General features: G+C 71.0%; 24 protein-coding genes and 1 riboswitch. Of the genes, 7 read left to right on the top strand and 17 right to left on the bottom strand.

Annotated features, from left to right (window positions below):
• Window positions 1–28 precede the first annotated feature (28 nt).
• The 5 genes from MQN93_RS32575 to MQN93_RS32555 form a co-directional block, all read right to left on the bottom strand.
• Entirely contained in the window at window positions 29–688 is a 660-nt protein-coding gene (locus tag MQN93_RS32575; protein ID WP_016434171.1) for a TetR/AcrR family transcriptional regulator, read from the bottom strand.
• A 121-nt stretch (window positions 689–809) separates the two neighbouring features.
• Window positions 810–950, bottom strand: a complete 141-nt coding sequence (locus MQN93_RS32570; protein ID WP_242712375.1) for an SCO1431 family membrane protein — start codon at window positions 948–950, stop codon at window positions 810–812.
• A 140-nt stretch (window positions 951–1,090) separates the two neighbouring features.
• Window positions 1,091–2,434: a C39 family peptidase gene (locus MQN93_RS32565; protein ID WP_242712374.1), complete on the bottom strand. Its 1,344-nt coding sequence runs from the start codon at window positions 2,432–2,434 to the stop codon at window positions 1,091–1,093.
• A gap of 214 nt (window positions 2,435–2,648) precedes the next feature.
• On the bottom strand, window positions 2,649–4,103 hold the full coding sequence (locus tag MQN93_RS32560; protein WP_242712373.1) for an amino acid permease: 1,455 nt from the start codon (window positions 4,101–4,103) through the stop codon (window positions 2,649–2,651).
• A gap of 87 nt (window positions 4,104–4,190) precedes the next feature.
• The gene (locus MQN93_RS32555) at window positions 4,191–5,141 is read right to left on the bottom strand and encodes a hypothetical protein (RefSeq protein ID WP_242712372.1); all 951 of its coding nucleotides are present in this window, start codon (window positions 5,139–5,141) and stop codon (window positions 4,191–4,193) included.
• A 243-nt stretch (window positions 5,142–5,384) separates the two neighbouring features.
• Between MQN93_RS32555 and MQN93_RS32550 the strand changes: the two genes are divergently transcribed.
• Complete coding sequence (locus MQN93_RS32550) at window positions 5,385–6,044, top strand: uridine kinase family protein (RefSeq protein ID WP_242712371.1); 660 nt, start codon at window positions 5,385–5,387, stop codon at window positions 6,042–6,044.
• A 429-nt stretch (window positions 6,045–6,473) separates the two neighbouring features.
• A complete protein-coding gene (locus tag MQN93_RS32545) occupies window positions 6,474–8,339 on the top strand; it encodes an AAA family ATPase (RefSeq protein WP_016434177.1) in 1,866 nt (621 codons plus the stop codon).
• A gap of 43 nt (window positions 8,340–8,382) precedes the next feature.
• Here MQN93_RS32545 and MQN93_RS32540 read toward each other — a convergent pair whose 3' ends face one another.
• From MQN93_RS32540 to MQN93_RS32500, 9 genes are all read right to left on the bottom strand, one after another.
• A complete protein-coding gene (locus tag MQN93_RS32540) occupies window positions 8,383–9,468 on the bottom strand; it encodes a hemolysin family protein (protein ID WP_016434178.1) in 1,086 nt (361 codons plus the stop codon).
• Window positions 9,465–10,790: a hemolysin family protein gene (locus tag MQN93_RS32535; RefSeq protein ID WP_016434179.1), complete on the bottom strand. Its 1,326-nt coding sequence runs from the start codon at window positions 10,788–10,790 to the stop codon at window positions 9,465–9,467. The genes MQN93_RS32540 and MQN93_RS32535 overlap by 4 nt, the downstream gene beginning before the upstream one ends.
• 254 nt (window positions 10,791–11,044) lie before the next feature.
• Entirely contained in the window at window positions 11,045–11,500 is a 456-nt protein-coding gene (locus tag MQN93_RS32530; protein WP_016434180.1) for a PH domain-containing protein, read from the bottom strand.
• 13 nt (window positions 11,501–11,513) lie between these two features.
• On the bottom strand, window positions 11,514–12,371 hold the full coding sequence (gene hisG / locus MQN93_RS32525; protein WP_016434181.1) for an ATP phosphoribosyltransferase: 858 nt from the start codon (window positions 12,369–12,371) through the stop codon (window positions 11,514–11,516).
• 49 nt (window positions 12,372–12,420) lie between these two features.
• Entirely contained in the window at window positions 12,421–12,693 is a 273-nt protein-coding gene (locus MQN93_RS32520; RefSeq protein WP_016434182.1) for a phosphoribosyl-ATP diphosphatase, read from the bottom strand.
• A gap of 34 nt (window positions 12,694–12,727) precedes the next feature.
• Window positions 12,728–13,213 carry a 6,7-dimethyl-8-ribityllumazine synthase gene (gene ribH, locus MQN93_RS32515; RefSeq protein WP_242712370.1) on the bottom strand — a complete coding sequence of 162 codons (486 nt, stop codon included), beginning with the start codon at window positions 13,211–13,213 and terminating at the stop codon, window positions 12,728–12,730.
• Window positions 13,214–13,248: 35 nt separating this feature from the next.
• The gene (locus tag MQN93_RS32510) at window positions 13,249–14,538 is read right to left on the bottom strand and encodes a bifunctional 3,4-dihydroxy-2-butanone-4-phosphate synthase/GTP cyclohydrolase II (protein ID WP_016434184.1); all 1,290 of its coding nucleotides are present in this window, start codon (window positions 14,536–14,538) and stop codon (window positions 13,249–13,251) included.
• A complete protein-coding gene (gene pnuC, locus MQN93_RS32505; protein WP_016434185.1) occupies window positions 14,535–15,176 on the bottom strand; it encodes a nicotinamide riboside transporter PnuC in 642 nt (213 codons plus the stop codon). Before pnuC ends, MQN93_RS32510 begins: the two co-directional genes overlap by 4 nt.
• Entirely contained in the window at window positions 15,173–15,778 is a 606-nt protein-coding gene (locus MQN93_RS32500) for a riboflavin synthase (RefSeq protein WP_242712369.1), read from the bottom strand. Before MQN93_RS32500 ends, pnuC begins: the two co-directional genes overlap by 4 nt.
• Before the next feature lie 144 nt (window positions 15,779–15,922).
• A riboswitch (FMN riboswitch) is annotated at window positions 15,923–16,053 on the bottom strand.
• 229 nt (window positions 16,054–16,282) lie between these two features.
• On the opposite strand from MQN93_RS32500, the gene MQN93_RS44290 reads away from it, so the two are divergent.
• The 3 genes from MQN93_RS44290 to MQN93_RS32490 all read left to right on the top strand — a co-directional run bounded on the left by MQN93_RS44290 (window position 16,283) and on the right by MQN93_RS32490 (window position 18,006).
• Complete coding sequence (locus MQN93_RS44290; RefSeq protein WP_308404459.1) at window positions 16,283–16,801, top strand: sigma-70 family RNA polymerase sigma factor; 519 nt, start codon at window positions 16,283–16,285, stop codon at window positions 16,799–16,801.
• A 27-nt stretch (window positions 16,802–16,828) separates the two neighbouring features.
• Complete coding sequence (locus MQN93_RS44285; protein ID WP_308404458.1) at window positions 16,829–17,170, top strand: sigma-70 family RNA polymerase sigma factor family protein; 342 nt, start codon at window positions 16,829–16,831, stop codon at window positions 17,168–17,170.
• A gap of 101 nt (window positions 17,171–17,271) precedes the next feature.
• The gene (locus MQN93_RS32490) at window positions 17,272–18,006 is read left to right on the top strand and encodes an SDR family oxidoreductase (RefSeq protein ID WP_016434188.1); all 735 of its coding nucleotides are present in this window, start codon (window positions 17,272–17,274) and stop codon (window positions 18,004–18,006) included.
• Between the two features lie 103 nt (window positions 18,007–18,109).
• On the opposite strand, the gene MQN93_RS32485 is transcribed toward MQN93_RS32490, so the two are convergent.
• The gene (locus tag MQN93_RS32485) at window positions 18,110–19,336 is read right to left on the bottom strand and encodes an ROK family transcriptional regulator (protein ID WP_242712368.1); all 1,227 of its coding nucleotides are present in this window, start codon (window positions 19,334–19,336) and stop codon (window positions 18,110–18,112) included.
• 166 nt (window positions 19,337–19,502) lie between these two features.
• On the opposite strand from MQN93_RS32485, the gene MQN93_RS32480 reads away from it, so the two are divergent.
• Complete coding sequence (locus tag MQN93_RS32480) at window positions 19,503–20,714, top strand: MFS transporter (RefSeq protein WP_242712367.1); 1,212 nt, start codon at window positions 19,503–19,505, stop codon at window positions 20,712–20,714.
• A gap of 222 nt (window positions 20,715–20,936) precedes the next feature.
• Here the strand turns inward: MQN93_RS32480 and MQN93_RS32475 are convergent, their stop codons facing one another.
• Window positions 20,937–22,196: an alginate lyase family protein gene (locus MQN93_RS32475; protein ID WP_242712366.1), complete on the bottom strand. Its 1,260-nt coding sequence runs from the start codon at window positions 22,194–22,196 to the stop codon at window positions 20,937–20,939.
• 151 nt (window positions 22,197–22,347) lie between these two features.
• On the opposite strand from MQN93_RS32475, the gene MQN93_RS32470 reads away from it, so the two are divergent.
• The gene (locus MQN93_RS32470; protein ID WP_242712365.1) at window positions 22,348–23,727 is read left to right on the top strand and encodes a uracil-xanthine permease family protein; all 1,380 of its coding nucleotides are present in this window, start codon (window positions 22,348–22,350) and stop codon (window positions 23,725–23,727) included.
• Here MQN93_RS32470 and MQN93_RS32465 read toward each other — a convergent pair.
• Window positions 23,706–24,818, bottom strand: a complete 1,113-nt coding sequence (locus MQN93_RS32465; protein ID WP_242712418.1) for a glycoside hydrolase family 6 protein — start codon at window positions 24,816–24,818, stop codon at window positions 23,706–23,708. The genes MQN93_RS32470 and MQN93_RS32465 overlap by 22 nt on opposite strands.
• Window positions 24,819–24,821: the final 3 nt, after the last annotated feature.

Genomic DNA, 24,821 nt, shown 5'->3' with positions numbered 1-24,821 from the left:
CGGGGGCGCGGGAGCCTCCGCCCCTCGCTCATGCGTCCCGGCGGGCGGGGGCCGGAGCGGGGTGGGAGGGGTCGAGCTCCTCGATGGCGCGCATCGCGCCGCCGAGCGTCTTGACCAGCAGTTCACGCATCTGCTCGCGGGTCAGGCGGGGGCGGTCGATCCAGTCGAGCGTGGCGCCCTCGACACTGCACACCCAGGCGAACAGGCCCATGCGGGCGACCGGGCTGATGTCCGTGCGGCCGTACGCCCCTTCGGCGACGGTCGCGACGATCGCCTCGCGCACTCCGTCCCGGATGGCGTGCACCTCGGCGTCGAAGCCGACACCGCCGCTGACGATCGCGCGGAACGCCGCGTGATTGTGCTCGGCGTAGCGCAGATAGCCCTCCATGGTGCGGTGGACACGGTCCACCTGCTCCAGTTCGACACCGCTCGCCGCGTAGGTGACCAGGTCGGCCACGGAGTCCTGGATGATCGCCAGGTAGTAGCCGCGCTTGGACTGGAAGTAGTAGTAGATCAGCCCCTTGGCGACGTGCGCCTGCCGGGCGATGTCGTCCATCGAGAGCGCGTCGTACGACGTGTCGGCGAACAACTTCCGCCCGATGGCGATGAGTTCGGCGCGACGCGCCAGCGAGCGCTCGGTGCCGCGCGCCCGGGGGCGTGTGGCCTCGCTCTGTTGGCTGATCTTCAATTTCGACCCTGGTCTCCAGCGGGGCGGCGGGACGTCCGCAGTATGTCAGAACAACCACGGCCACTCGTTCGAGTCCGATCAACGAGCGGGCGCGGACAGGCCGGAGCTCGTATGGCTCAGATCACAGCAGACCGAGCTGGACGACGAGCATCGCGACGACCACGACGAGCGTCCAGCCCATGACGTGCTCAAGGATCTCCGGGCCGTCGTCCTTGGGGCCGCCGGTGCGGGTGCGGGCGGCGGTGGCTGAGTGTGCGGTCATGGCGTCTCGCTGAGGTCGGTGTGCGGTGGACTCCCCCACCATTTCGTCCACCTTGCCACCTGGATGGGCTTTTGCGGCCGAGACGTTGGTCACACGGCGAAGGCCCCGGTCTCCCGAGGCCTTCGCATGTCGGGGCCGGCTCAGCGCACGCCGACCGCCGCGAGCGCCTTGCACTGATGGGCCGTGGGGCGCGCCGGGAAGTACAGGTAGCAGACGCCTCCGGTGCCGGAGACCACGCTGCCGCTGGCGTTGTAGCGCTTGGTGCGCAGCCAGATGTTCTCCCACTCGCGCCGCTTGTAGACGCGCCGCACCGCCTCGTCGCTCGGCGAGGCCGGGTCGTTGGCGATCACGTCGCCGTCGGCGGTGAAGCCGATGATCGTCATCAGATGCCCCGAGGTGCCGTAACCGGCCCCCGTCAGCTCCTCCTTGAGGAACGACTGCGACGTTATGGCCGGGATGCCGGCCGCGATCAGCGTCTCCAGGTCGGTGAGCGAGCCGAGCCGGGTCACCACGCCCTGCAGGCCCTTGAACGTCGCCGCGTAGGCGGCGTTGAACGGCCAGTTGCCGCAGCCCTCGTACTGGTAGTCGTAGGTGAAGCGGGCGGCGTGGTCGACCTGCGGGTCGGCGTAGCTCGGGTCCACCCAGGACAGCTGCTCGGGGGTGAGGCGGCCGCCCCAGTACTCGATGATCATCTGCGAGGAGGTGGGGCTGCACCAGGCCTCGCCGCCGTTGTCGTACTCGGGGTACTGGCCCTTGTGGATCTCCTGCGAGAAGCGCGGGACGATCAGCTCCTGGGCCAGGCCGGGCGTCGAGGCCGGGACCGTGAAGCGGTCGCGGATGTCGGAGCCCATCGCGCCGAGCCGCCAGACGGTCGGGGTGAGCTTGGTGCCGGGCCTGCGGTACAGGGTCAGACGCAGGCGGTACGAGACCAGGCGCAGGCCCGTCGTCGCGTCGTCGATCGCGAAGGTGTCCGTCCAGATGGAGCTCTTGCCGTCGGTCTGGTCGTCCACCGAGGTCCGCTTGATGTCCTGGTCACCGGCCGCCCAGCGGCCCATCACGTACCAGGGGGTCTGCGTGCCGTCGGAGTACGTGCCGGTCAGCTCGACCTGGATCCAGGTGCCGGCCGGGGTGTGCGCGTTCCAGGAGGCGATGGCCTCGGTGGAGGGGACGCGCAGCCGGTGGACGGGGGATGTCCAGGTGGCGTACTCCCAGGCGGCGGTGGTGCCGGTGTGCGGGTCCGTGTAGTCGGTGGTGCCGGCGGGGGTGGCGATCACCACGCCGGGACGGGCGCCCGCGACGGCACGGACGCCCTTCGCGATGCCGGAGCGCCAGTCGTGGTGTGTGGTCCAGGCGCGGTAGTCGACCGGCCGGGCCGGGGCCTTCGCGGCCTCGGCGACGCCGGCGGTGACCGCCGGGCCCACCACCGCGGCGGCGACCGCGGCGGCCAGAACGGTTCTGCGGGACGGCTTTTCGGCTCTGCTCATGGGCGGATTGACCCCCAGGTGTCCGAGTCGGGACGGGTCCGACGGCATGTGTGTACTGCACCGTCTGCTGCGTGTGCGCCAACTATGGCCGCAGGTCCCACGTCCTGCCAGCACTTCGGCGCATGCCACGCCCATGAATATTGGTCTCGACCACTGATATGACCTGCGGAACCGGTCGGCCCGGCACGCCACAGGGGCGCGCCGGGCGCCGGGTTCAGATCAGGTCCATCGCCGCGACCTCGTCGGGGCGGCCGTAGCTGACCGGTCCCTGGAAGCGGCGGCGGGCGGTGGCGAACCACCAGACCGTGGCGACGACCAGCACCACGACGAGGGCGATCGGCGCGTAGTTGAAGGAGTCGACCGTGATGGGCGAGGCCTGCGGCAGCATGAACAGCACGCTGCTCAGCACGATCCAGGCCACCGCGACCACACCCACCGGACGGCCCCAGCGGCCCAGGTTCCACGGGCCCGGCTGGAACTCGCCTCCCAGGCGCAGCCGCAGCAGGATCGGCACGGCGTAGGCGAGGAAGAGACCGACGACATTGACGCTGACGATGGCGGTGAACGCCGTGTGCGACCACCAGCCGGGCAGGACGAGCGCGAGCGAGCAGCCCACCGCGAGCCAGACGGCGTTGACGGGGGTGCGGGTGCGCGAGGAGACGGTGTGCCACCAGCGCGAACCGGGCATGGCGCCGTCCCGGGAGAAGGCGAAGATCTGCCGGGTGTTGCTGGTGAGATTCGCCAGACCGCAGAAGAGCATCGCGCCGATCACGATCAGCAGGAGCAGCTTGGCGGTGGTGAGACCGAGGCCGTCGATCAGAATCTGGACGGGCGGAGCGGAAGCGCCCGCCACATGGTCGTAGTCGTGAATGCTGTAGACCAATGCGAGCATCAGGATCAGTCCGGTGATCGCCGAGTAACCGATCGCCCGCGTGATCCCCTTCGGGGCGTTGACGGTGGCCCGCACCGTTTCCTCTGACATGTGGAAGCTGCCGTCGAAGCCGGTGAAGGTCCAGCTGGTGACGAGCAGTCCGAGCATGCCGCCGTAAAGCCCGCTGGTGAAACCGGTGTTGTTCGCGAAATGCGTGACGAACGAGGCCGAGCGGTGGTCGTCGGGGCCGACGATCAGGGCGGTCACGATCACCACCAGACCGATCAGCAGCCACCACACCGAGATCCGGTTGAGGACGGCGACCAGCTGGACGGTGTAGGTGTTGGCCAGTCCCTGCAGCACGATGATCAGTGCCGTGATCAGCACGGTCTGGTGCGCGGTCGGCACGTACGAGGGCCACTGCAGGGCGATGAAGGCCTGGATGAAGGTGGCGGCCGCGTAACCGGTGGCCGCCGTGCCGCCTATCTGGCCCACGAAGTTCAGCCAGCCCGTGTACCAGGACCAGGCACCCTTGTGCCGTTTGGCGAGTTTACCGGCGGAGAAATACAGCGCGCCGCTCGTCGGATAGGCGGAGGCGACTTCCGCCATGGCGAGGCCGACGAAGAGCACCATCACGGAGACACCGATCCAGCCGAATACCAGAATGCGGGGCCCACCGGCATTCATGCCGAATCCGAAACTCGAGAAGATTCCCGAGATGATATTGATGATGGTGAACGAGATGGCGAAGTTGTCGAACGCCTTGAAGCGACGCGTGAGCTTTCTCGGATAACCCATCGCATGGAGCGTGGCGTCGTCGTCCGGCTCGGTCCTGTCTGCTGTTCGTTCTGACACGTGGCGGCCTTTCTATGGGGGTGGTCGCACTTATGGGGGGACGGGAAGGCCGCAGGCGCGGCGGGCTCGGGACAGCTGCTCGGCCGGCTCTCCGAAGGCGGACCAGGGCATACGGGAGGCGTAGGGGCCCATTGCGGAGAAGACCGCCCGCGCCTCGAACTCGCACTTGCCCATGACCAGGGCGTGCGCGAGGTAGGCCAGGTCGAGCACCGGCGTGAAGCGGTAACCGGCCACCGTGGGCAGCCAGTTCTGGTAGATCGCGAGGGCGGTGGAGCGCCACTGCGGCTGCTCCCAGAGGCGGTCGGCGAGCAGTTGGGTCGGGTTGTAGCTCTCGACCAGGGCGACGAGTGGCAGCAGGCGCAGCGGGGAGTCGGCGGAGGCGCGCTGGCCGAGGAAGGCGGCGACGTCCCAGGCGGCGTTGACGGAGCCGCCGTACCGGCTGAAGAAGCAGGACAGAAAGCGGTGGTGGGCCTCGCGGTGCCAGGGGTCGAGGGAGAGGATGTGCGCGAACAGCCGCCAGGGGCCGGCGGGCGCGGTGAGCAGCCCGCGCGGGGCGGGGTCGCTGATCCGGTGCAGCCGGGCCATCGCCAGCCGGGCCGTCCAGGGCGTGGGATCAAGAGGGTTGGCCGCCGCGGCCCGGTCGCAGGCGGTCAGGGCGATGCGCTCCAGCGCCTCGGCCCGCTCGTCGCGGGTGTCGGCCGCGCGCAGCGCCCGCAGGACGGCGACGCGCGCCCACACCAGCGCGGCCTCGGCGCTCGGCTCCTCGTCCAGCCAGCGCTCGACGAGGTCGGAGTCGGCCGCCTCGGAGGCGAGGACCAGGGAACGGTGGGCGCGCAGCCCGAAGTCCCGGCGCGTTTCGACGAGGGCCTCGTGGGCACTTCGGTAGCGGCCCGCACGCACGTCCACGCAGACGTTCGCGAGCAGGCGGTCGTCCGCCGCCGGATGCCACACATACTGGCCTTCGAATAACCCAGCGGCCATCTGCTCCTGTCTCTCCCCGTACGACGCCTCGCAGTTGTGCACTTGGCACCTTGGTCAGCTGTGCACATGCACCTTACTCAGCAGCACGGGAAACCGGAACGTGGTTTTCGACATAGCCTGTCAAGGGTTTGCGGCGCGAATGTGACCGACCGACGGGCGGCCCCCTACTAGTTCAAATCGGCACTATTTTCGGCCTGCCCATTCGCCCCGATTTCACCCACCACTAGAATGTTCCCCACGAATATGCCCGTTGCTCGACACCCACCGAACGAGGAAACGACCATTCACGAGCTCGCCTCCCGGCTGCGCCACCTGCCCCCGTCCTGCGGGCCGGTCCGCCTGATCGGCGTCGACGGACACGCCGGCTCCGGAAAGTCCACGTTCGCCGGGCAGTTGGCCACGGCGCTGGACGGGGCACCCGTGCTGCACCTCGACGACTTCGCCAGCCACGACGCGCTCTTCGGCTGGACCGGCCGCCTCCTGTCACAGGTCGTCGAGCCGCTCCGGCGCGGCGAGCCGGCCGCGTACACCCCCTACGACTGGCACGCCCGCCGCTTCGGGGCACCCCTCCCCCTGCCGCCCGCCCCGGTGGTCCTCGTCGAGGGCGTCGGCGCCGGCCGCCGCGCACTGCGGCCGCATCTGGCCGCGCTGCTGTGGATGGAGTTGACCCGCGAGGAGTCCTGGACGCGCGGGCAGCGGCGGGACGGGGAGGAGCAACGGGACTTCTGGGCCGGGTGGGTTCAGGCGGAGCGGCGACACTTCGCCGAAGACCCTTCGAGGCCCTACGCCGATCTTCTGGTGCGGCAGTTGGCGGAGGGGTACGAGGTGCTCCCGGGGCCCGCGAACACGGTTGGACCAGACCAGGTGTTCACACAGGGTGACGGGCCAGCGGCAGTGTGCTGAACTTGTGAAGAGCATCGCCGTTCAACTTCCCGGAGTGCCTCAACTCCGCTTGACCGGGGGGCCGTACAGGACTTACGTTCTCAATGAGCGGCCGCTCGTAGCCGCCTGCAGACGCGAAGCCCCCGGTTGTTCCCCCGTGATCGGGGGCTTCGTTCTGCCCTCATCCCACCTTTCCGGACGCTCCGAGGCGCCGTTCGCTCACCCTCGGTCACCGTCCGAAGTGCGCCCCCGTCTGCTCCCACCTCGTCAAACGGCCCGTGCGGCACCCTTCGGCGGGCGACACCGGCGCAGGTACGATGCCATCGGTGCGACCTGACGGACGACTGCGCGCACCGCAACTCCGGTCCGCGGCACGGCGTTTCGATCAAGGCGGCCGATGGACGACGGTCCGGTGGTCAACCGACGGGGGCACGGTTTGTGGGGGACGTGATGGACTTCGGCACGCAGGGCCCCGAGGCCCCGGCCGACCTCGCCTGGCTGCGAGGCGTGGACGCCTACACGATGGGCGCCTATCCGCAGGCGGAGGAGGAGTTCCGGGCGGCGGTCCGGATGGATCCCGGGATGGCCGACGGCTGGCTCGGACTGCACGCGCTGCGCGTCGACACGACGACCGCGCTGCTGCGGATGTTCCGGCACCGGGACCGCTTCGGCGAACAGCGCGCCCGGCACCGCCGTTCCCTCAACTCCTGGTACTGGCTCGGGTGGTGGGTGCAGCCCGTGCTGGAGAGCCCGCGCGATCTGCTGCTCGCGCACGCCTCGCACTGGCTGGACGGCCGCCATGTCCCGGAGCTGGACCGGGCGCTGGCCGGACTGCCGCCCGTGGACACCGACCCGCAGGTCCGCTTTCTGCATGCCTGCCGTGCCTATCTGGTCAAGGACTGGGACCAGTTGGTGCGGCACACCGACCCGCTGATCGACGACGCCCTGCTCGGCATCGAGGCGGGGCTGTTCGGCGGCATGGCGCGGGTGCGCCTGGAGATGTACGGACAGGCCGAACCGCTCCTTGCGGCCGCCCTGATGCGCTGCCGCAGCGAGCAGCCGCAGCGCAAGGAGCTGCGCTACTGGCTGGCGCGGGCCCACGAGGGCACGGGCCGCTCGGCCGCCGCACTCCCCCTGTACCGCGCCGTGCACCGCGTCGACCCCGCCTTCATGGACACCGCGGCCCGGCTCGCGGCGATCGCCGAGGGCGACGGGTACGACGAGTCCTCCGACCTCGCGGCGATCGCCCTCTCGGGCGGCCAGGACGCCCTGGAGGGCCCCGACACCCTGGACCCGCTGTTCGGTACCGAGGGCCGGGACCTCAGGCTGCCCGACTCCGACCTGCCGCCCGTCGGCCCGCTCCCCTCGACGATCGACCCGACCGTACGGCACAAGTCCACCGGGCCTGCCGGCTCCCCGCTGCCCTCGGGCCCCACCGACCCGCTGCTGCTGGAGGAGGCGCTCGCCGAGCTGGAGCGCATGGTGGGCCTGGAGCCGGTCAAGCGCCAGGTGAAGGCGCTGTCGGCGCAGTTGAACATGGCGCGGCTGCGCGCGGGCCAGGGCCTGCCGGTCCAGCCGCCCAAGCGGCACTTCGTCTTCTCCGGGCCCTCCGGCACCGGCAAGACCACCGTGGCACGCATCCTCGGACGGGTCTTCTACGCCCTCGGCCTGCTCGGCGGCGACCACCTCGTGGAGGCCCAGCGGGCCGACCTGGTCGGCGAGTACCTGGGCCAGACGGCCGTGAAGGCCAATGAGCTCATCGACTCCGCGATCGGCGGCGTGCTCTTCGTCGACGAGGCCTACTCGCTCTCCAACTCCGGCTACGGCAAGGGCGATGCGTACGGCGACGAGGCGCTGCAGGTGCTGCTGAAGCGGGCCGAGGACAACCGCGACCACCTGGTGGTCATCCTGGCCGGCTACCCCGAGGGCATGGACCGCCTGCTGGCCGCCAACCCCGGGCTGTCGTCCCGCTTCACGACCCGCGTCGACTTCCCGTCCTACCGCCCGCTCGAACTCACCTCCATCGGCGAGGTCCTGGCCGCGGAGAACGGCGACGTGTGGGACGAGGAGGCGCTTGACGAGCTGCGCTCCATCGCCGGGCACGTGGTGGACCAGGGCTGGATCGACGAGCTCGGCAACGGACGGTTCCTGCGCACGCTCTACGAGAAGAGCTGCGCGTACCGCGACCTGCGGCTGTCGGTCTACCCGGGCACGCTGTCCCGTGACGACTTGTCGACCCTGCGGCTGCCCGACCTGATGCAGGCGTACGGGGAGGTGCTGTCGGGGCGGGGGCCGCAGGACCCGTCCGCGATGTGACGGGCCCCCTGCCCCCGTTCGGCCCCCGGCCCGCTGTGCCGCGTCAGGCGGTCAGCGCGTTCTCCGGCTCGCCGCTGGCCCGCGGCTCGGTCACCTTCACCGGCGGCACGTCGCGGTGCGCCGGGTCCGTGACCTCACCGACCAGGAGCTCCAGTACGTCCTCCAGGGCGACCAGGCCCAGCACCTTGCCGGACGCGTCGGCCACCTGGGCCAGATGCGTGGCGGCCCGGCGCATCACCGTCAGGGCGTCGTCCAGGGGCAGTTCGGAGCGCAGGGTCGTCATCGGACGCCACAGCTGCTGCGGCACCGCCCGATCGGAGTCCTCCAGGTCCAGTACGTCCTTCACATGCAGATAGCCCATGAAGGCGCCGTTCTCCGCGGCGAGGGGGAAGCGGGAGTACCCGGTGCGCGCGGTGAGTTCGACGATCCGGCCCGGGGTGACCGACGGCGGGACCGTCACCAGGGACTCCGCCTTCAGCAGGACGTCCGTCACCGGGCGGGAGCCCAGCTCCAGGGCGTCCTCCAGGCGTTCCTGCTCCTCGGGGTCCAGCAGACCCGCCTGGCCGGAGTCCTCCACCAGGCGGTTGAGCTGCTCGCTGGTGAAGACGGCCTCGACCTCGTCCTTCGGCTCGACCCGGAACAGCCGCAGGATCGCCTGCGCGCAGGCGCCGAGAGCGACCGTGATCGGCTTGCACACGCGGGCGAAGGCCACCAGGCCGGGAGCGAGCCACACCGCGGCCTTCTCCGGGGCCGCCATCGCCAGGTTCTTCGGGACCATCTCGCCGATGACGAGGTGGAAGAAGACGACCGCGGCGAGCGCGATGACATACCCCAGCGGGTGGATCATCCCGTCCGGGAGGTGGATCCACTCGAAGACCGGTTCCAGCAGATGCGCCACGGTCGGTTCGGCGACCGCGCCCAGGGTCAGCGAGCAGACGGTGATGCCGAACTGGGCCGCTGCCATCATCTGCGGCAGCCGCTCCAGGCCGTAGAGGACCTGGCGGGCCCGGGCCGTGCCGAGCGGTTCGATCTGGCTGCGGCGTACGGACACGAGCGCGAACTCGGCGCCGACGAAGAAGCCGTTGGTCAGCACGAGCAGTCCGGCGAACAGGAGTTGGAGCACGCTCATCGGGCGACCTCCACGACCGGTCCGGTGCGGACCAGCCGGACCCGCTCGGCGCGGTAGTGCCCCACACGGCGCACGGTCAGCCGCCAGCCCGGCAGCTCGGCCCGGTCGCCGACGGCCGGGATCCGGCCGAGCCGGTCGGCGACCAGCCCGGCGACGGTCTCGTACGGCCCCTCGGGCACGTCCAGGCCTATGCGCTGCAGGATGTCGACACGGCAGCTGCCGTCCGCGTCCCAGGCGGGCCTGCCGTCCTCGGCCGGGGCGGCGGCGAGTTCGGGCACGTCCTGCCCGTCGTGCTCGTCGCGGACCTCGCCGACGATCTCCTCGACGATGTCCTCCAGGGTCACGACGCCCGCCGTGCCGCCGTACTCGTCGACGACGACCGCGATGGGCTGCTCGCTGCGCAACTGGGCCAGCAGGGGCTGGACCGGCAGGGTCTCGGGCACGAGCAGGGCCGGGCGGGCGATCCGGCCGACCGGGGTGCGCAGCCGGTCGTGCGCCGGGACGGCCAGGGCGTCCTTGAGGTGGACCATGCCGACGACCTCGTCGATCCGCTCCTTGTAGACCGGGAAGCGGGACAGTCCGGTGGCACGGGTGAGGTTGACCACGTCCTCGGCGGTCGCCGATGACTGCAGCGCGCTCACCTTCACCCGCGGGGTCATCACGTGCTGCGCGGTCAGCTCGCCGAGCGACAGCGTCCGTACGAAGAGGTCGGCGGTGTCCTGTTCCAGGGCGCCGGCCTGTGCGGAGTGCCGTGCGAGGGAGACGAGTTCGCCGGGGGTGCGGGCGGAGGCCAGCTCCTCGGCGGGCTCGACGCCCAGGGCGCGCACCAGACGGTTGGCCACGGTGTTCAGCGCGGAGATGACCGGGCGGAACAGCCGGGCGAAGGCGTGCTGCGGGCCCGCGACGAAGCGGGCGACCTGCATCGGCTTGGACACCGCCCAGTTCTTGGGCACGAGTTCGCCGATCACCATCTGCACGGCGGAGGCCAGCAGCATTCCGACGATCACCGCGACCGAGGAGACCGCGCCGTCGGGGACGCCGAGGGCCGTGAACGGGCCGTGCAGCAGGGCCGCGAGCGCCGGTTCGGCGAGCATGCCGACGACGAGGGAGGTGATGGTGATGCCGAGCTGGGTGCCGGAGAGCTGGAAGGACAGGTGCCGCAGCGACTCGGCGACCCGGCGGGCCCGCTTGTCGCCTTCGGCCGCGGCCTTCTCCGCGTCCGTCGACTCGACCGTGACCAGGCCGAACTCCGCGGCGACGAAGAAGCCGTTGGCCAGGATCAGCAGGAAGGCCGCTGCGAGGAGCAGCAGGGGTGTGGTCATGATGCCGCCGCCTCGTGGTGCCGGGAGGGGGCGGCGCAGGTACTACAGGACGATCCGTCCATCGCTGGAGGGAGTCACTCCTCGGGTAGCAGGGGCCCGCTGAGGGCCGGCGAAGACCGGCGCGAACATCAGCGGCGAAGGCGCAACGACAGCGCCTCCGACAACAGATTAATCAAGACATGGGGCACTACGGCAGTGTGGACTTCCCCGAGACGACCCCGAGACGGCCCTGAGATCGCCCGGGGCCGCCTCGATCAGCCCTGTCGCTGCCCGGGATCCCGCAGGGAGCGGTCCTCCGCGAGGGCGCGCAGTGTGCGGGCGTCGGCGATGGCGCGCTGCTTGGCGATGCCCGGCTGGATGCCGAGCGCGGGCAGGCTGGTGCCGTCGCTGAGGTTGAGGAACACCCAGGGATCGCCGGGGCGCAGGTTCACCTGCACGATCTCGGCCCAGGCCAGCCGCCGCCTGCTGGCGATGTTCACGACCGTGACGCCGGACTCGTCGGCGACGACCTTCACCCGGCCCAGCTGGGCGAGCACGGCGAACAGCAGCGCGGCCGTGAGGACGAAGCTCATGCGCTCGCCCGGGCCGATGTGCTCAAGCAGCATGGCGACCGTCGTGATGACCACGAAGATCACGGCACCGGAGGTGAGCAGCACGGCGCGGGTGCGGCCCGGCCGGAACGTGACGGGAAGAGCGGGCAGCTCGGACATCTCTGTGTGCCCCTCAGAGACGGCAGGCGTGGATGGCTGTGGTCAGGATGGCCCGGGCGCCGATCGCGTACAGGTCGTCCATGATGCGCTGGGCGTCCTTGGTGGGGACCATGGCGCGGACGGCGACCCAGCCCTCGTTGTGCAGCGGGGAGATGGTCGGGGACTCCAGACCCGGGGTGAGGGCCACGGCCTTCTCCAGCTGCTCGACGCGGCAGTCGTAGTCCATCATCACGTACGTCCGGGCCACCAGGACACCCTGGAGGCGGCGCAGGAACTGCTGGACCTTGGGCTCGGCGGTCTCGTCGGCGTCGGCGCCGGTACGGCGGATGACGACGGCCTCGGACTTCATGATGGGCTCGCCGAAGACCTCCAGGCCCGCGTTGCGCAGCGAGGTGCCGGTCTCGACGACGTCGGCGATGACCTCGGCGACGCCCAGCTCGATCGCGGTCTCCACGGCGCCGTCGAGGTGGACGACGGAGGCGTCGACGCCGTGCTCGCCGAGGTGCCCCTCGACGATGCCCTCGTAGGAGGTGGCGACGGTGCGGCCCTTGAGGTCGGCCAGGCCGTTCGCCGTGCCCGGCTTGGCGGCGAAGCGGAAGGTGGAGCGGGCGAAGCCGAGCGGGAGGATCTCCTCGGCGTCGGCGCCGGAGTCGATCAGCAGATCGCGGCCGGTGATGCCGATGTCGAGCTTGCCGGAGGAGACGTAGATCGCGATGTCGCGGGGGCGGAGGTAGAAGAACTCGACCTCGTTCGACGGGTCGACGGTCCGCAGTTCCTTGGACTCGCGGCGCTGGCGGTAACCGGCCTCATGCAGCATCTCCGCCGCAGGGCCTGACAGGGAACCCTTGTTGGGGACGGCGATGCGCAGCATGAGGTCGGCTTCCTTTGCGTTGAGGTGAGTGTTCGTGAACCGGGGCGGCTTACAGATGGGCGTAGACGTCGTCCAGGGAGATGCCGCGGGCGACCATCATCACCTGGACGTGGTAGAGCAGCTGCGAGATCTCCTCGGCGGCTGCCTCCTTGCCCTCGTGCTCGGCGGCCATCCATACCTCGGCGGCCTCTTCGACGACCTTCTTGCCGATGGCATGGACGCCCTTGCCGACCAGTTCTGCGGTACGGGAAGTGGCGGGGTCGCCGTGGGCGGCCTTGTGCTGGAGCTCGGTGAAGAGCTCCTCGAACGTCTTCTTGGACATGGTGACGCTCAGCCTATGCCACACACCGGACGCGTCAGTGCCACGGTTCGGATACTGAGCGGAGCGTCGCCGCGGTCGCCACCGCCGCGGTCACCGCCTCGTGCCCCTTGTCCTCGTTGGAGCCCGGCAGACCGGCCCGGTCCAGGGCCTGCTCCTCGTTGTCACAGGTGAGCAGGCCGAAGCCGACGGGCACCCCGGTGTCGACGGAGACCTGGGTGAGGCCCTGGGCGACGCCCTGGCACACGTAGTCGAAGTGGGGGGTGCCGCCGCGGATGACGACGCCCAGGGCGACGATCGCGTCGTAGCCGCGGCCCGCGAGGACCTTGGCGACGACCGGGAGTTCCCAGCTGCCGGGGACCCTGAGCAGGGTCGGCTCGTCGATCCCGAGGTCGCGCAGGGCGCGCAGGGCGCCGTCCACCAGGCCGTCCATCACCTTCTCGTGCCACTGCGCCGCGATGACGGCGACCCTGAGGTCCCCGACGTTCCGTACCGACAGCTCCGGTGCGCCCTTGCCGCTCACGTTCCCGTGTCTCCTTCGTGCCTTCTGCAGATCTCTTACTGGTTGCCGCAGGTGGACACGGGGGCCGTGTCCAGCCAGGGCAGATCGTGCCCCATCCGGTCCCGCTTGGTGCGCAGGTAGCGGAGGTTGTGCTCGCCGGCCTGCACGGGCATCGGCTCGCGTCCGGAGACCGCGATGCCGTGGCGGACCAGTGCGTCGGTCTTGTCGGGGTTGTTGGTCATCAGGCGGACGCTGTGCACGCCGAGGTCCGCCAGTATCTGCGCGCCCGCGCCGTAGTCCCGGGCGTCGGCGGGCAGGCCCAGTTCGAGGTTGGCGTCGAGGGTGTCGCGGCCGCGCTCCTGGAGTTCGTATGCGCGCAGCTTGGACAGCAGCCCGATGCCGCGTCCCTCGTGCCCGCGCAGATAGACCACCACTCCCCTGCCCTCGGCCTGGATGCGCTGCAGCGAGGCGTCGAGCTGGGGGCCGCAGTCGCAGCGCAGGGAGGCGAAGATGTCGCCGGTCAGGCACTCGGAGTGGACCCGGACGAGGACGTCCTCGCCGTCGCCGATCTCGCCGTGGACGAGGGCGACGTGCTCGACGCCGTCGATGGTGGAGCGGTAGCCGTAGGCCGTGAACTCGCCGTGCCTGGTGGGCAGATGGGTCTCGGCCTCGCGGCGGACCGTGGGCTCGGAGGCGCGGCGGTAGGCGATCAGGTCCTCGATGGAGATGATCGTCAGGCCGTGCTTGCGGGCGAACGGGATCAGCTCGGGCAGCCGCAGCATCCGGCCGTCCTCGCCGGCGATCTCGACGATCGCGCCGGCCGGGCGCAGCCCCGCGAGCCGGGCCAGGTCGACGGCGGCCTCGGTGTGGCCGTCGCGGGTCAGGACGCCGCCGGACCTGGCGCGCAGCGGGAAGATGTGGCCGGGGCGCACGAAGTCGCCCGGCTGGGCGTCGCCGCTCGCCAGCAGCTGGAGCGTGGTGGCGCGGTCGGCGGCCGAGATGCCGGTGGTGACGCCGTGCGCCGCGGAGGCGTCCACGGAGACCGTGAACGCGGTCCTCATCGACTCGGTGTTGTCGTCGACCATCTGCGGCAGCTTCAGCCGGTCCAGCTCCTCGCCCTCCATGGGGGCGCAGATCAGGCCGCGGCACTCGCTCATCATGAAGGCGACGATCTCGGGGGTGACCTTCTCGGCGGCGACGACGAGATCGCCCTCGTTCTCCCGGTCCTCGTCGTCGACCACCACGACGGGGCGGCCGGCCGCGATGTCGGCGACGGCCTGCTCGATCGGGTCGAGCGACCAGTCCTCGATGCCGTCGGTGCTGTAGAGAATCGGTGCCGAAGTCATGCCGGCGCTCCTTCCAGGACGGGCCGCGCGCCGTCGCGGGAGCGCAGCCACCAGTCGCGCATGCCCCACAGGACGAGTGCGCCGTAGATGACGTAGACGAAGCCGGAGAAGGCGTAGCCGTTGGCGAAGTTGAGGGGGACGCCGACGACGTCCACCAGGAGCCAGGCGATCCAGAACTCGACCATGCCGCGGGCCTGCGCGTACATGGCGACGATGGTGCCGACGAAGATGTAGGCGTCGGGCCAGGGGTCCCAGGACAGGGACGGGTACGCCTTGAACAGGAGGGCGACCAGGACCGTGCCGGCCGCGGCGGCGGCGATCATCGCGCCGCGCTCGCGCCAGGTGGCGAACCGCGGGACGATGTGGCCGTCCTGGGCCTTGTCCTTGGTGCGGTTCCACTGCCACCAGCCGTACAGGGCGACGGCCATGACGACGGTCTGCTTGCCCGCGCTGCCGGCCAGATGGCCGTAGAAGGCGACGAAGAGGACCAGGCCGGAGAGGAACTGCACCGGCCAGGTCAGCAGGGAGCGGCGCCAGCCGAGCGCGAGGGTGATCAGGCCGAGGACGTTGCCGATCATGTCGGACCAGATGATGTGCTGGTCGAGGAGGGTGAACGCCTCGGAGTTCAGCCAGTTCACCGGTCCGCTCCCCGGCTGCTGCCGAGCAGGCGCTCGACGTACTTGGCGACGACGTCGACCTCGAGGTTGACCGGGTCGCCGGGCTGCTTGTGGCCGAGCGTGGTCAGGGCGAGGGTGGTCGGGATGAGGCTGACCGTGAAGTAGTCGGGGCCCGCGTCGACCACGGTGAGGCTGATGCCGTCGACGGTGATCGAGCCCTTCTCCACGACATAGCGGGGCAGGTCCGCGGGGAGCGAGATCTTGACGATCTCCCAGTGGTCGGAGGGCTTGCGCTCCAGGATCTCGCCGGTGCCGTCGACATGGCCCTGCACGATGTGACCGCCGAGGCGGGCGCCCACGGCCATGGGGCGTTCGAGGTTGGCGCGGGAGCCCACGGAGAGTGCGCCGAGGCTGGAGCGGACGAGGGTCTCGGCCATGACGTCGGCGGTGAACTCGTCGCCCTCGTGGTCCACGACCGTGAGGCAGACGCCGTTGACCGCGATGGAGTCACCGTGTTTCGCGCCCTCGGTGACGACGGGGCCGCGCACTCGGAAGCGACAGGCGTCGCCGAGGTCCTCGACGGCGGTGATCTCGCCCAGCTCTTCGACGATTCCGGTGAACACTTCCCGGGTCCTCCCTCTTCGGGCACGGACTCCGGGGCCTGTCGATGACGACAGAATGAGCGGGTGAGGACACCGGGGGCGACGCCGGAGGCTTTCGTCCCGAAGGACGAAGCCGATACGGCGGCGCGCACACATGCCCGCCCGCCGCGCACTGCCTCCCATCCGGACTTTAACCGTCGGTCCAGGAATTTCACCTGGTCAACCGGCCGCTGGAAGCGGTCGGGTCGCGGACTGTAACCGCCGGTTCGGAATTTCACCGACCCCGGAGTGCGCTGCTTCTGGTACAGAGCCAGTGTGCCACGCCTGATCGTGGTCCATACGGGCGAAGGGTGTGGGGTGGCTCACAGGACGTGACGGTGGACTTCTCAACCGCCCCGATCTGCTGGACCCTTTGGTCTAGTCCTTTTTGGATCCACGGTCCGGCCCGGCGGTGGTGACGACGGCCCTTGCCCGCCGCCGGGCCCCCAACCCTCTCAGCTGCGGCGCTCTGGCAGTGTGGTGCCCATGAGCAGCACGATCGCCGACGAGTTCGAGACGCACCGCCCCCGGCTGTTCGGTCTCGCCTACCGCATGCTGGGCTCGGCCTACGAGGCCGAGGACGCGGTCCAGGACGCCTATCTGCGCTTCAACGCGGCGGACCGCGCGGTCATCGAGCACCCGGCGGCCTGGCTCGCCAAGGTCGTCACCAATCTCTGCCTCACCCGGCTGACCTCGGCGCGCGCCCGGCGCGAGAGCTACGTCGGGGTCTGGCTGCCCGAGCCGGTGGTCACCTCGGGCGGGGCGCTCGGCCCGATGGAGTCGGCGGAGCAGCGCGAGGCGGTGTCGCTCGCGATGCTGGTCCTGCTGGAGCGGCTCGGCCCGACCGAGCGCGCGGTGTACGTGCTGCGCGAGGCCTTCGGGTATGGGCACCGCGAGATCGCCGAGACACTCGACCTCACCGAGGCCAACTCCCGCCAGCTGTACCGGCGGGCGGTGCAGCGGGTGAGCGAGGAGCGGGCCCGGTTCGAGCCGGCGCCCGAGTAGCAGGAGGAACTCGTCACCTCCTTCATCATGGCGGCCCGGGACGGTGACCTGGCCGGCCTGGAGAAGCTGCTGACGGCGGACGTGACCTTCTCCAGCGACGGCGGCGGCAAGGTCCGTGCGGCGCTGCGCGCGGTGGAGGGGCCCGACAAGGTGGGGCGGTTCGTGCTGGGTGTCGTCGAGCGGTACATGTCCGGCCTCTCCTTCACCCGGCCCGAGGTCAACGGCGCCCAGGGGCTGGCCGTCTGGGACGGCGACCTGCTCTTCGGCCTGATGGCGTTCGAGATGCGGGACGGGCTGATCTCCCATGTGCGGGCCGTGCTGAACCCGGACAAGCTGGACTTCGCACAGCGTCAGCTGAGGCACGGCTGAGGACGTCGGAGCGGCTTGTCACATCGCGCACCGGCTACGTGGTCTGAGCTGCCGAAGGGCGCTCCGTCCGGGAGCGCCCCGCGTCGAAGGAGCTGAACAGCATGACCACGATCCTGGTGACCGGCGGCACCGGAACCCTCGGCCGGCTCGTCACCGAGCGGCTGCGTGCGGACGGTCACGAGGTGCGGGTGCTCAGCCGGCACACCCAGCCGTACGCCGTCGACCTGCGCAAGGGCGGTGCCGGACTGGACGCGGCGGTCGAGGGCGTGGACACGATCGTGCACTGCGCGACCACGCAGACCGGCGGGGACGAGAAGGCCGCGCGCAACCTGGTGGAGGCTGCGCGGCGAGCCGGTGTGGGGCATCTGGTGTACATCTCGATCGTCGGCGTGGACGAGGTGCCGCTCGGCTACTACAAGACCAAGCTCGCGGTCGAGAAGCTGATCGAGGAGTCGGGGGTCGGCTGGACGGTTCTGCGTGCGACGCAGTTCCACGACCTGCCTGTGATGATCTTCCGGGCGCTGGCCAAGCTGCCGGTCCTGCTGCTGCCGGCCGGGGTGCAGGACCAGCCGATCGAGGTGGCCGAAGTGGCCGAGCGGCTGGCCGAGTTGGCGGCACAGCCGCCCGCCGGGCGCGTCCAGGACATGGGCGGCCCCGAGATCCGCACCTTCGACTCCCTGGCCCGCGCCTGGCTCAGGTCGACGGGCCGCCGCCGCCCGATCGTCAACGTGCCGCTCTTCGGCCGGACGTACCGCGCCTTCCGCCAGGGCGGCCATCTGGCGCCGGAGCAGGCTACGGGCAAGGGGACGTTCGAGGAGTATCTGCAGCGGGCGTGAGTGCTGCGCCGAGGTCCTGCCTGCGGCGCGAGCCGCGACCGCAGTGCGGCCGGCCCTGAACCGGGCAGCCCGCGGGCCGGGCCTGGAGAACCCCCGGAGGGAACTACCGTTCCGGCGGCGCGAACAGTTCCTCCTGGGCCTGGTCCCGTGCCGTGAGCAGGGCGCCACGAAGGACGGCGGCGCCGCCCAGGGTGCTCGGGCGGACCTCGGTGCTCAGCGGGGACATGCGGCGGACGCGGTGCTCCACGCGCCGTGCGAGCTCCTCGCCGCCGGCCTGTCCGACCTCGCCACCGAGGACGACGCACCCCGGGTCGAGGATGGCGACGACGGAGGCGACGCCGACGGCGAGGCGGTCGGCGAGGGCGTCGAGGAAGCGTCCGGCGCTCTCGTCCCGGGGCGTTCGGGCCGCCGCCCGCACCACCGCCGCCGCCCTCGGCCGCTCGCTCGCATCCCCGACCGTCAGGCCGTACTCCCCCGCCAGCTCCACGATCGCGGCCGACCCCGCCAGGGAATGGAACCCTCCGTCGCAGTCCGTCGCGGAGGGCAGGCCCGTGGTTCCCGGCACCGGCAGGAAGCCGATCTCTCCGGTGCCGCCGGAGGCGCCGCGGCGTAGGGCGCCGTCCAGGACGACCGCTGCGCCCGTGCCGTGGCTGAGCCACAGGAGGACGAACGTGTCGCGGTCGCGTGCGGCGCCGTCGCGCTGTTCGGCCAGCGCCGCGAGGTTGGCTTCGTTGCCGACGCTGACACGTGCCTCGGGGAACCGTTCCTGGACGGCGGCGACCAGGCGGCGGTGCCATTCGGGCAGGCCCGAGGAGTCGCGCAGTTCGCCGGTGGCCGGGTCGATCAGACCGGGAGCGCCGATGCCCACGGTGTGCAGGCGCCCCCAGGCCCGGCCGGCGTCGCGTGCGGGCGCACCCGTCGCTCCGGCCTCCTTCGCCGCCCGTTCGACCAGCGCGACCGCCTGCTCCACCACCGGCCCCGTGCCGGTGTCCCCGCCGATCGGCACGGACGCCTCGGCGAGCACGCTGCCCACCAGGTCGGTCACGACCACGCGCACGCTCTCGGTGCGCACGTCCAGCGCGGCCAGATGCGCGCGGTCGGCCACAATCCCGTACAGCTTGGCGTTCGGTCCGCGCCGCTGCCTGCCCGCCTCCCCGACCACGGTGATCAGGCCGGAGGCGGTCAGGCGCTCCACGAGGTCGGCGACGGTCGGCCTGGACAGTCCGGTCAGCTGCTTCAACTGCCCTGCCGTGAGCGGGCCTTCCTCCTGGAGCAGGCGCAGTGCGAGCCGGTCGTTGATGGCCCGGGCAGTGCTCGGAGATGCAGGCATGCCGGGATCCTTCCAGATCTGCGAGGCCGCACCGCACGGCGTCCGTGCGGTCACACGGCCGGGAAAGCCCTATCTATTGCCCTATCTATCAGGCAGGGTTCCTGATAGTTTACCGGACGCTGGTGGGGAACCCAGGTAAGACCGTGAGCCCGGGAGGGGCCGGAGAATGAGCGACGTGGTCCACGACCTGCGCGAGGTGAGGCATGCCCGGTACGCGGTGGCCGCCGTGTTCGCCGTGCACGGAGCCGTCACGGGCTCGTTCGCGACCCGGGTGCCATGGGTCCAGGACCATGCCTCGCTCAGCGCGGGACAACTCGGCTTCGCCCTCGCCTTCACGGCGTTCGGCGCCTCCTGCTCGATGCCCCTGGCGGGCCGGATCAGCCACCGTTTCGGCAGTCGTACGGCGCTGCGCGGCCTGATCGCGCTGTGGACGCTGGCCCTGATCCTGCCGTCGATCGCGCCGAACCTGTACACCCTGTGCCTGGCGATGTTCGTCTACGGCGCGAGTGCGGGCATGGCCGACGTCGCCATGAACGCGCTGGGCGTCGAGGTGGAGCGGCTGCTCGACAAGTCGATCATGTCCGGGCTGCACGGCATGTGGAGCGCGGGCGCTCTGATCGGTTCGGCGGCCGGTACCCTCGCGGCGCACCTCGGGGCGGACGCGCGCGTCCACTTCGCGCTGGCCGCGGCGACCCTCACGCTCCTCGGTGTCCTCGCCTGCCGCTGGGTGCTCGATCTGCAGCCCGCCGAGGACGAGGAGCCGCCGCCGCGGTTCGCGCTGCCGCCCAGGTCGGCGCTGCTGATCGGTGCGGTCGGCTTCTGCGCGGTGTTCGCGGAGGGCGCGAGCCTGGACTGGTCGGCGGTCTATCTGCGGGACCGGCTGGAGACGTCGGCGGGTCTGGCGGCCGCGTGCACCACCGGGTTCATGCTGACCATGGCGGTGGCCCGGCTGGTGGGCGACGCGGTGGTCAACCGGTTCGGCGCGGTCCGCACGGTCCGGGCGGGCGGCGCCCTCGCCGTCGCCGGTGGACTGCTGATCGTCCTTGCCGGTCATCCGGCGGTGGCGATGTCCGGGTTCGCGCTGATGGGGCTCGGCATCGCCGTGGTGGTGCCGCTGTGCTTCGCGGCGGCCGGGCACAGCGGCCCGAACCCGAGCCAGGCCATCGCGGGCGTCGCGACCATCACGTACACCTCGGGTCTGATCGCACCGAGCCTGATCGGCGGAGTCGCCCAGGCCACTAACCTGATGGTCTCCTTCATCCTGGTGACGGCCCTGTCCTGCGGCCTCGCCGTCTTCGCCGGCGTCCTCCGCTCCGGCGAACGCAACCGCACACAGGTCACCCGCCCCAGCACACCGGTTGCCGACCCGCGGCCCTGACGGGTGGGTCACCGAGCCCGGAGGGGCCTCAAACAGCGGGAGCAAGCGGTGGGCAGCACTTCTCCCTGGCGACACCTCTGACCTGCGGCCTCGCCGTCTTCGCCGGCGTCCTCCGCCCCGGCGAACGCAACCGCACACAGGTCGCCCGCCCGAGCACACCGGTTGCCGACCCGCGGCCCTGACGAGGAGCCGCGGGTCGGGAGGGGTGCCCGGTACGGTCGGTCAGCCTGCTATCGAGTCCAGTTGTTCGGCCGCCGGGCGCAGCTCCCAGAGGTCACCGCCGGGTGGTGTCTCCAGCTGCCCGACGGCGTTGCGCGCCGCCCTGTCGCCCGCGTCCGCCGCCGCGTGCACGACGTCGCTCGCCGCGAAGCGGTGGAACTCCAGCTCCGGATACGGCCATGGGGCGGCGCCGGTCGCGGCGGGCAGCAGGAAGTCCACGGCCTTGAACAGGCCCTGTCCGTCCGGCCCTCGATAGGCCCACAGGTTCACGCCGACGTGCCGCCCGATGGCCGCGAGCCGGGTGTAGGCCACCAGGTCGAAGGTGGAGTAGTGCCAGCTCCGCGTCCGCGCGAGCTCCTGCGGCTGACTGCCGTCGCCCGCGATCTGCGGGTCGATCCGCCGGGAGCGCGCGTCCAGCACGGTCCGGCGGGCCAGCGCCCGGTCGCCGGTCGCGTACGCGAGGGCGGCGAGCTGCATGTCGTAGAAGGTGCCGTGGTTGTTGGCCGCGGCGCCCTCCTCCTTGCCGAAGTCGCTGTTCTTCAGCCAGCCCAGGAAGTCGGTGTTCCACTGCGTCATCCCGGCGCGGTCGTCCTTCGTCCAGCCGGGGGCGCCGGTGGCGAGGACCGCGAGGGCGTCCACCACGGCGGTGTACGACTGGGAGAAGTCGATGATGCCGATGGCGCGGCCGTCGTACTTGCAGGGGATGAACTGCGCGTGGTCCAGATTCGGGTTCATGCGGGTGTCCGGGTCGAGGAACCAGGTGCGCAGGATCTGCCCGGCCTTCTCGGCGTACTTCCGCTCGCCCGTGTAGTACCAGGCCAGTGAGAGGTCGTACGACGAGTCGAAGACCTTCTCGACGTCCTGGCGGTCGGTGCCCGAGTCGACCTCGGGATTGCGTTGTCCGTCCCGCTGAACGTACGGGCAGCCCCAGGGGTTGTCGGTGGTCGGGGTCGTGGTGGGCCACCAGTAGGGGGCCTGGCTCAGATAGTCGTGGACGTCGCCGCCGGGTGCCGGCTTCGGCTTGTCGACGACCGTCCAGGGGCCCTGGTCCAGCCAGGTGTCGGCGCGTGCCGTCAAGTTCCGCAGGGCGCGGCGCAGTTGTGGATCACCACGGTCCAGGCGGAGCTTCGTCTGCTGCAGCCGGGCGCCGTCGAGGACGGCGGTGTCGGGAGCCCTGGGTGCCGCTTGGGCGGACGGGACGAGGCCCGCTCCGAGGGTCAGCACGGCTGCCAGCAGGACGGCGGCACGGGATCTTCCACTCATCTGGGACTCCGATCGACCGAACTTCACGTTCATGTGAGTGAACGCAGTTCACGAGGAGGACCGTGTGAGCGTAGGGGGTCCTGGTAGCCGTGACAATGGTCCGGACACTCTTCACGTACACAGAAATTCGTCAGAGAAAGCGAACCTCAACATGGACCTCGGCGTGCGCTGGAAGCTGCACGGAGACGGGCGGACGCCCGCGCCCGGAGCGGTGGTACGCCCGGACGAACGGCTCTCCTGGCCCCGTACGGCCGGACTCGGCGCGCAGCACGTGGTGGCCATGTTCGGCGCGTCCTTCGTGGCACCGGTCCTGATGGGCCTCGACCCCAACCTCGCGATCATGATGTCCGGCGTGGCCACCATGATCTTCCTGGTCGCCACCCGCGGCCGGGTGCCCAGCTATCTGGGCTGCTCGCTGTCGTTCGTGGGCGTGGCCGCGGTGATCCGCGCCCAGGGCGGCACGAGCGCCACGGTGACCGGCGCGGTCCTGGTCGTCGGCGTCGCGCTGTTCCTGGTGGGCCTCGCGGTGCAGCGCTTCGGTGCGCGGATCATCCACGCGGCGATGCCGCCGATCGTCACCGGGGCGGTCGTCATGCTGATCGGCTTCAACCTCGCGCCGGTCACCGCCTCCACGTACTGGCCGCAGGACCAGTGGACCGCCCTGCTGGTCATGCTCTTCACCGGTCTGGCCGTCGTCTGTCTGCGTGGCTTCTGGTCCCGGATCGCCATCTTCCTCGGCCTGGTCTTCGGCTACGGCATCTCCTGGGCCCTCGACCGGATCTTCGGCCGTATCCACTCCGTCGACGCCAGCGGCAAGCTCACCGACCACTGGCGGCTCGACCTCTCCGCGGTCGGCCGGGCCGACTGGATCGGTCTGCCCTCCTTCCACGGGCCGTCGTTCGACTGGTCGGCGATCCTGGTGGCGCTGCCCGTGGTCATCGCCCTGGTCGCGGAGAACGCCGGGCACGTCAAGGCAGTCGGCGAGATGACCGGCGACCCGCTGGACGACAGGCTCGGCACGGCGATCGCCGCCGACGGCCTCGGCTCGGTGCTCTCCACGGCGGCAGGCGGCCCGCCCACCACCACCTACTCCGAGAACATCGGCGTGATGGCCGCGACCCGCGTCTACTCGACCGCCGCCTACTGGGCCGCCGCCGGCTTCGCCCTCCTCTTCGGCCTCTGCCCGAAGTTCGGCGCGGTCGTGGCCGCGATCCCGGGCGGCGTCCTCGGCGGCATCACCGTCATCCTCTACGGCATGATCGGCCTGCTCGGCGCGCAGATCTGGACCAACGCCCGGGTGGACCTGCGCAATCCGCTCAATCTGGTGCCGGCCGCGGCGGGCATCATCATCGGCGTCGGCAACGTCTCCATGAAGTTCACCGACACCTTCTCGCTCAGCGGCATCGCGCTCGGCACCGTCGTCGTCATCACCGGCTACCACGCGCTGCGGGCGTTCGCCCCGGCCCATCTCAAGAGGCAGCAACCGCTGCTCGACGAGGGCACGTCCAGCTACGACGAGGCCAAGTCGTAGGCGTACGAGGCGCTGAACGTGCCGGGCGAGCCCTTGCAGCCGTCCGACTCCCCCGGCAGCTTCACCCACAGATAGCCGTCGATGCGGGCCTCGCCGGTGCTGAGTGTGGGCGTCCGGCCGATCCTGCGGCCCGAGGGGTCGCACCACTCGCCGTCGGGCGGGGCGCCGTTGCCGTTGCGGCTGGTGTCGATGACGGCGCCCAGGTCCGCGGGGCCGCCGAGGGCGGCGAGGACCTGCCGGTCGTAGGCGATCTCGTCGGTCGTGGTGTGGAAGTTGGAGACGTTGCTGAAGATGCCGTCGGAGGAGGCGGCCGAGGCGGCGCCCGCCTGCTTCAGCAGCGACGCCTGCCGGGCGGCCGGGTTCCAGTCGGAGTGGCCCGCGTCGTAGTAGACCCGGGCCTTGGGGTCGGCGGCCTTCAGGGTGCGGCCCGCACGGGCCAGTGCGGCGAAACGGGCCTTGCGATCGCTCTCGGAGAGGCAGTCGGCCTGGGCGATCGAGTCGGGCTCCAGTATGACGACGACCTCACCGGAGCCGAGCCCCGAGGCGAACTCCTCGATCCAGGCGTCGTAGGCCGCGAGGTCGGGCGCCCCGCCCTCGGAGGCGCCGCCGCAGTCCCGGCCGGGTATCGCGTACGCCACCACGACCGGCACCCGGCCCTGCGCCGCGGCGCCCGAGGTGACCGCGCGGACCCGGGAGGCGATGGTCGAGGGGGCGAAGTCGGCGAACCACACGGCGGCCGGCTGGCCGGCGATGCGGGACTCTATGACCGAAGTGCGGGGGTCGCCCGGGTGGGCACGGACCCAGTCGAGCACCTGGGAGTCGGGGTGGCGGTAGAGCCTGGTGGCGGCCCGGGCCGCCCGCGGCTTCTTCGTGGTCCTGGTCGCGGACGGAGTGGGGCTCGCCGAGCGCTTCGAACCGGCGGAGGGCGAGGCGGAGTTCACCGACGGGGACGGCACCACCGGCAGCTGCTCGAGCCGCGGCGAGCCGGTCACCTCCGGCTTCGCCTCGTCGGAGCCCCGGCCGTCGCCGAGCGCGCTGATCATGCCGGTCACGGTGCCGACGGCGACGACGACCGCGGCCGCCGCGGCCATGGC

The organism is Streptomyces spinosisporus (genome assembly GCF_022698145.1).
Classification (GTDB): domain Bacteria; phylum Actinomycetota; class Actinomycetes; order Streptomycetales; family Streptomycetaceae; genus Streptomyces; species Streptomyces spinosisporus.
The sequence above is the reverse complement of the archived record's forward strand: the minus strand, read 5'-3'. Positions and strand labels throughout refer to the sequence as shown.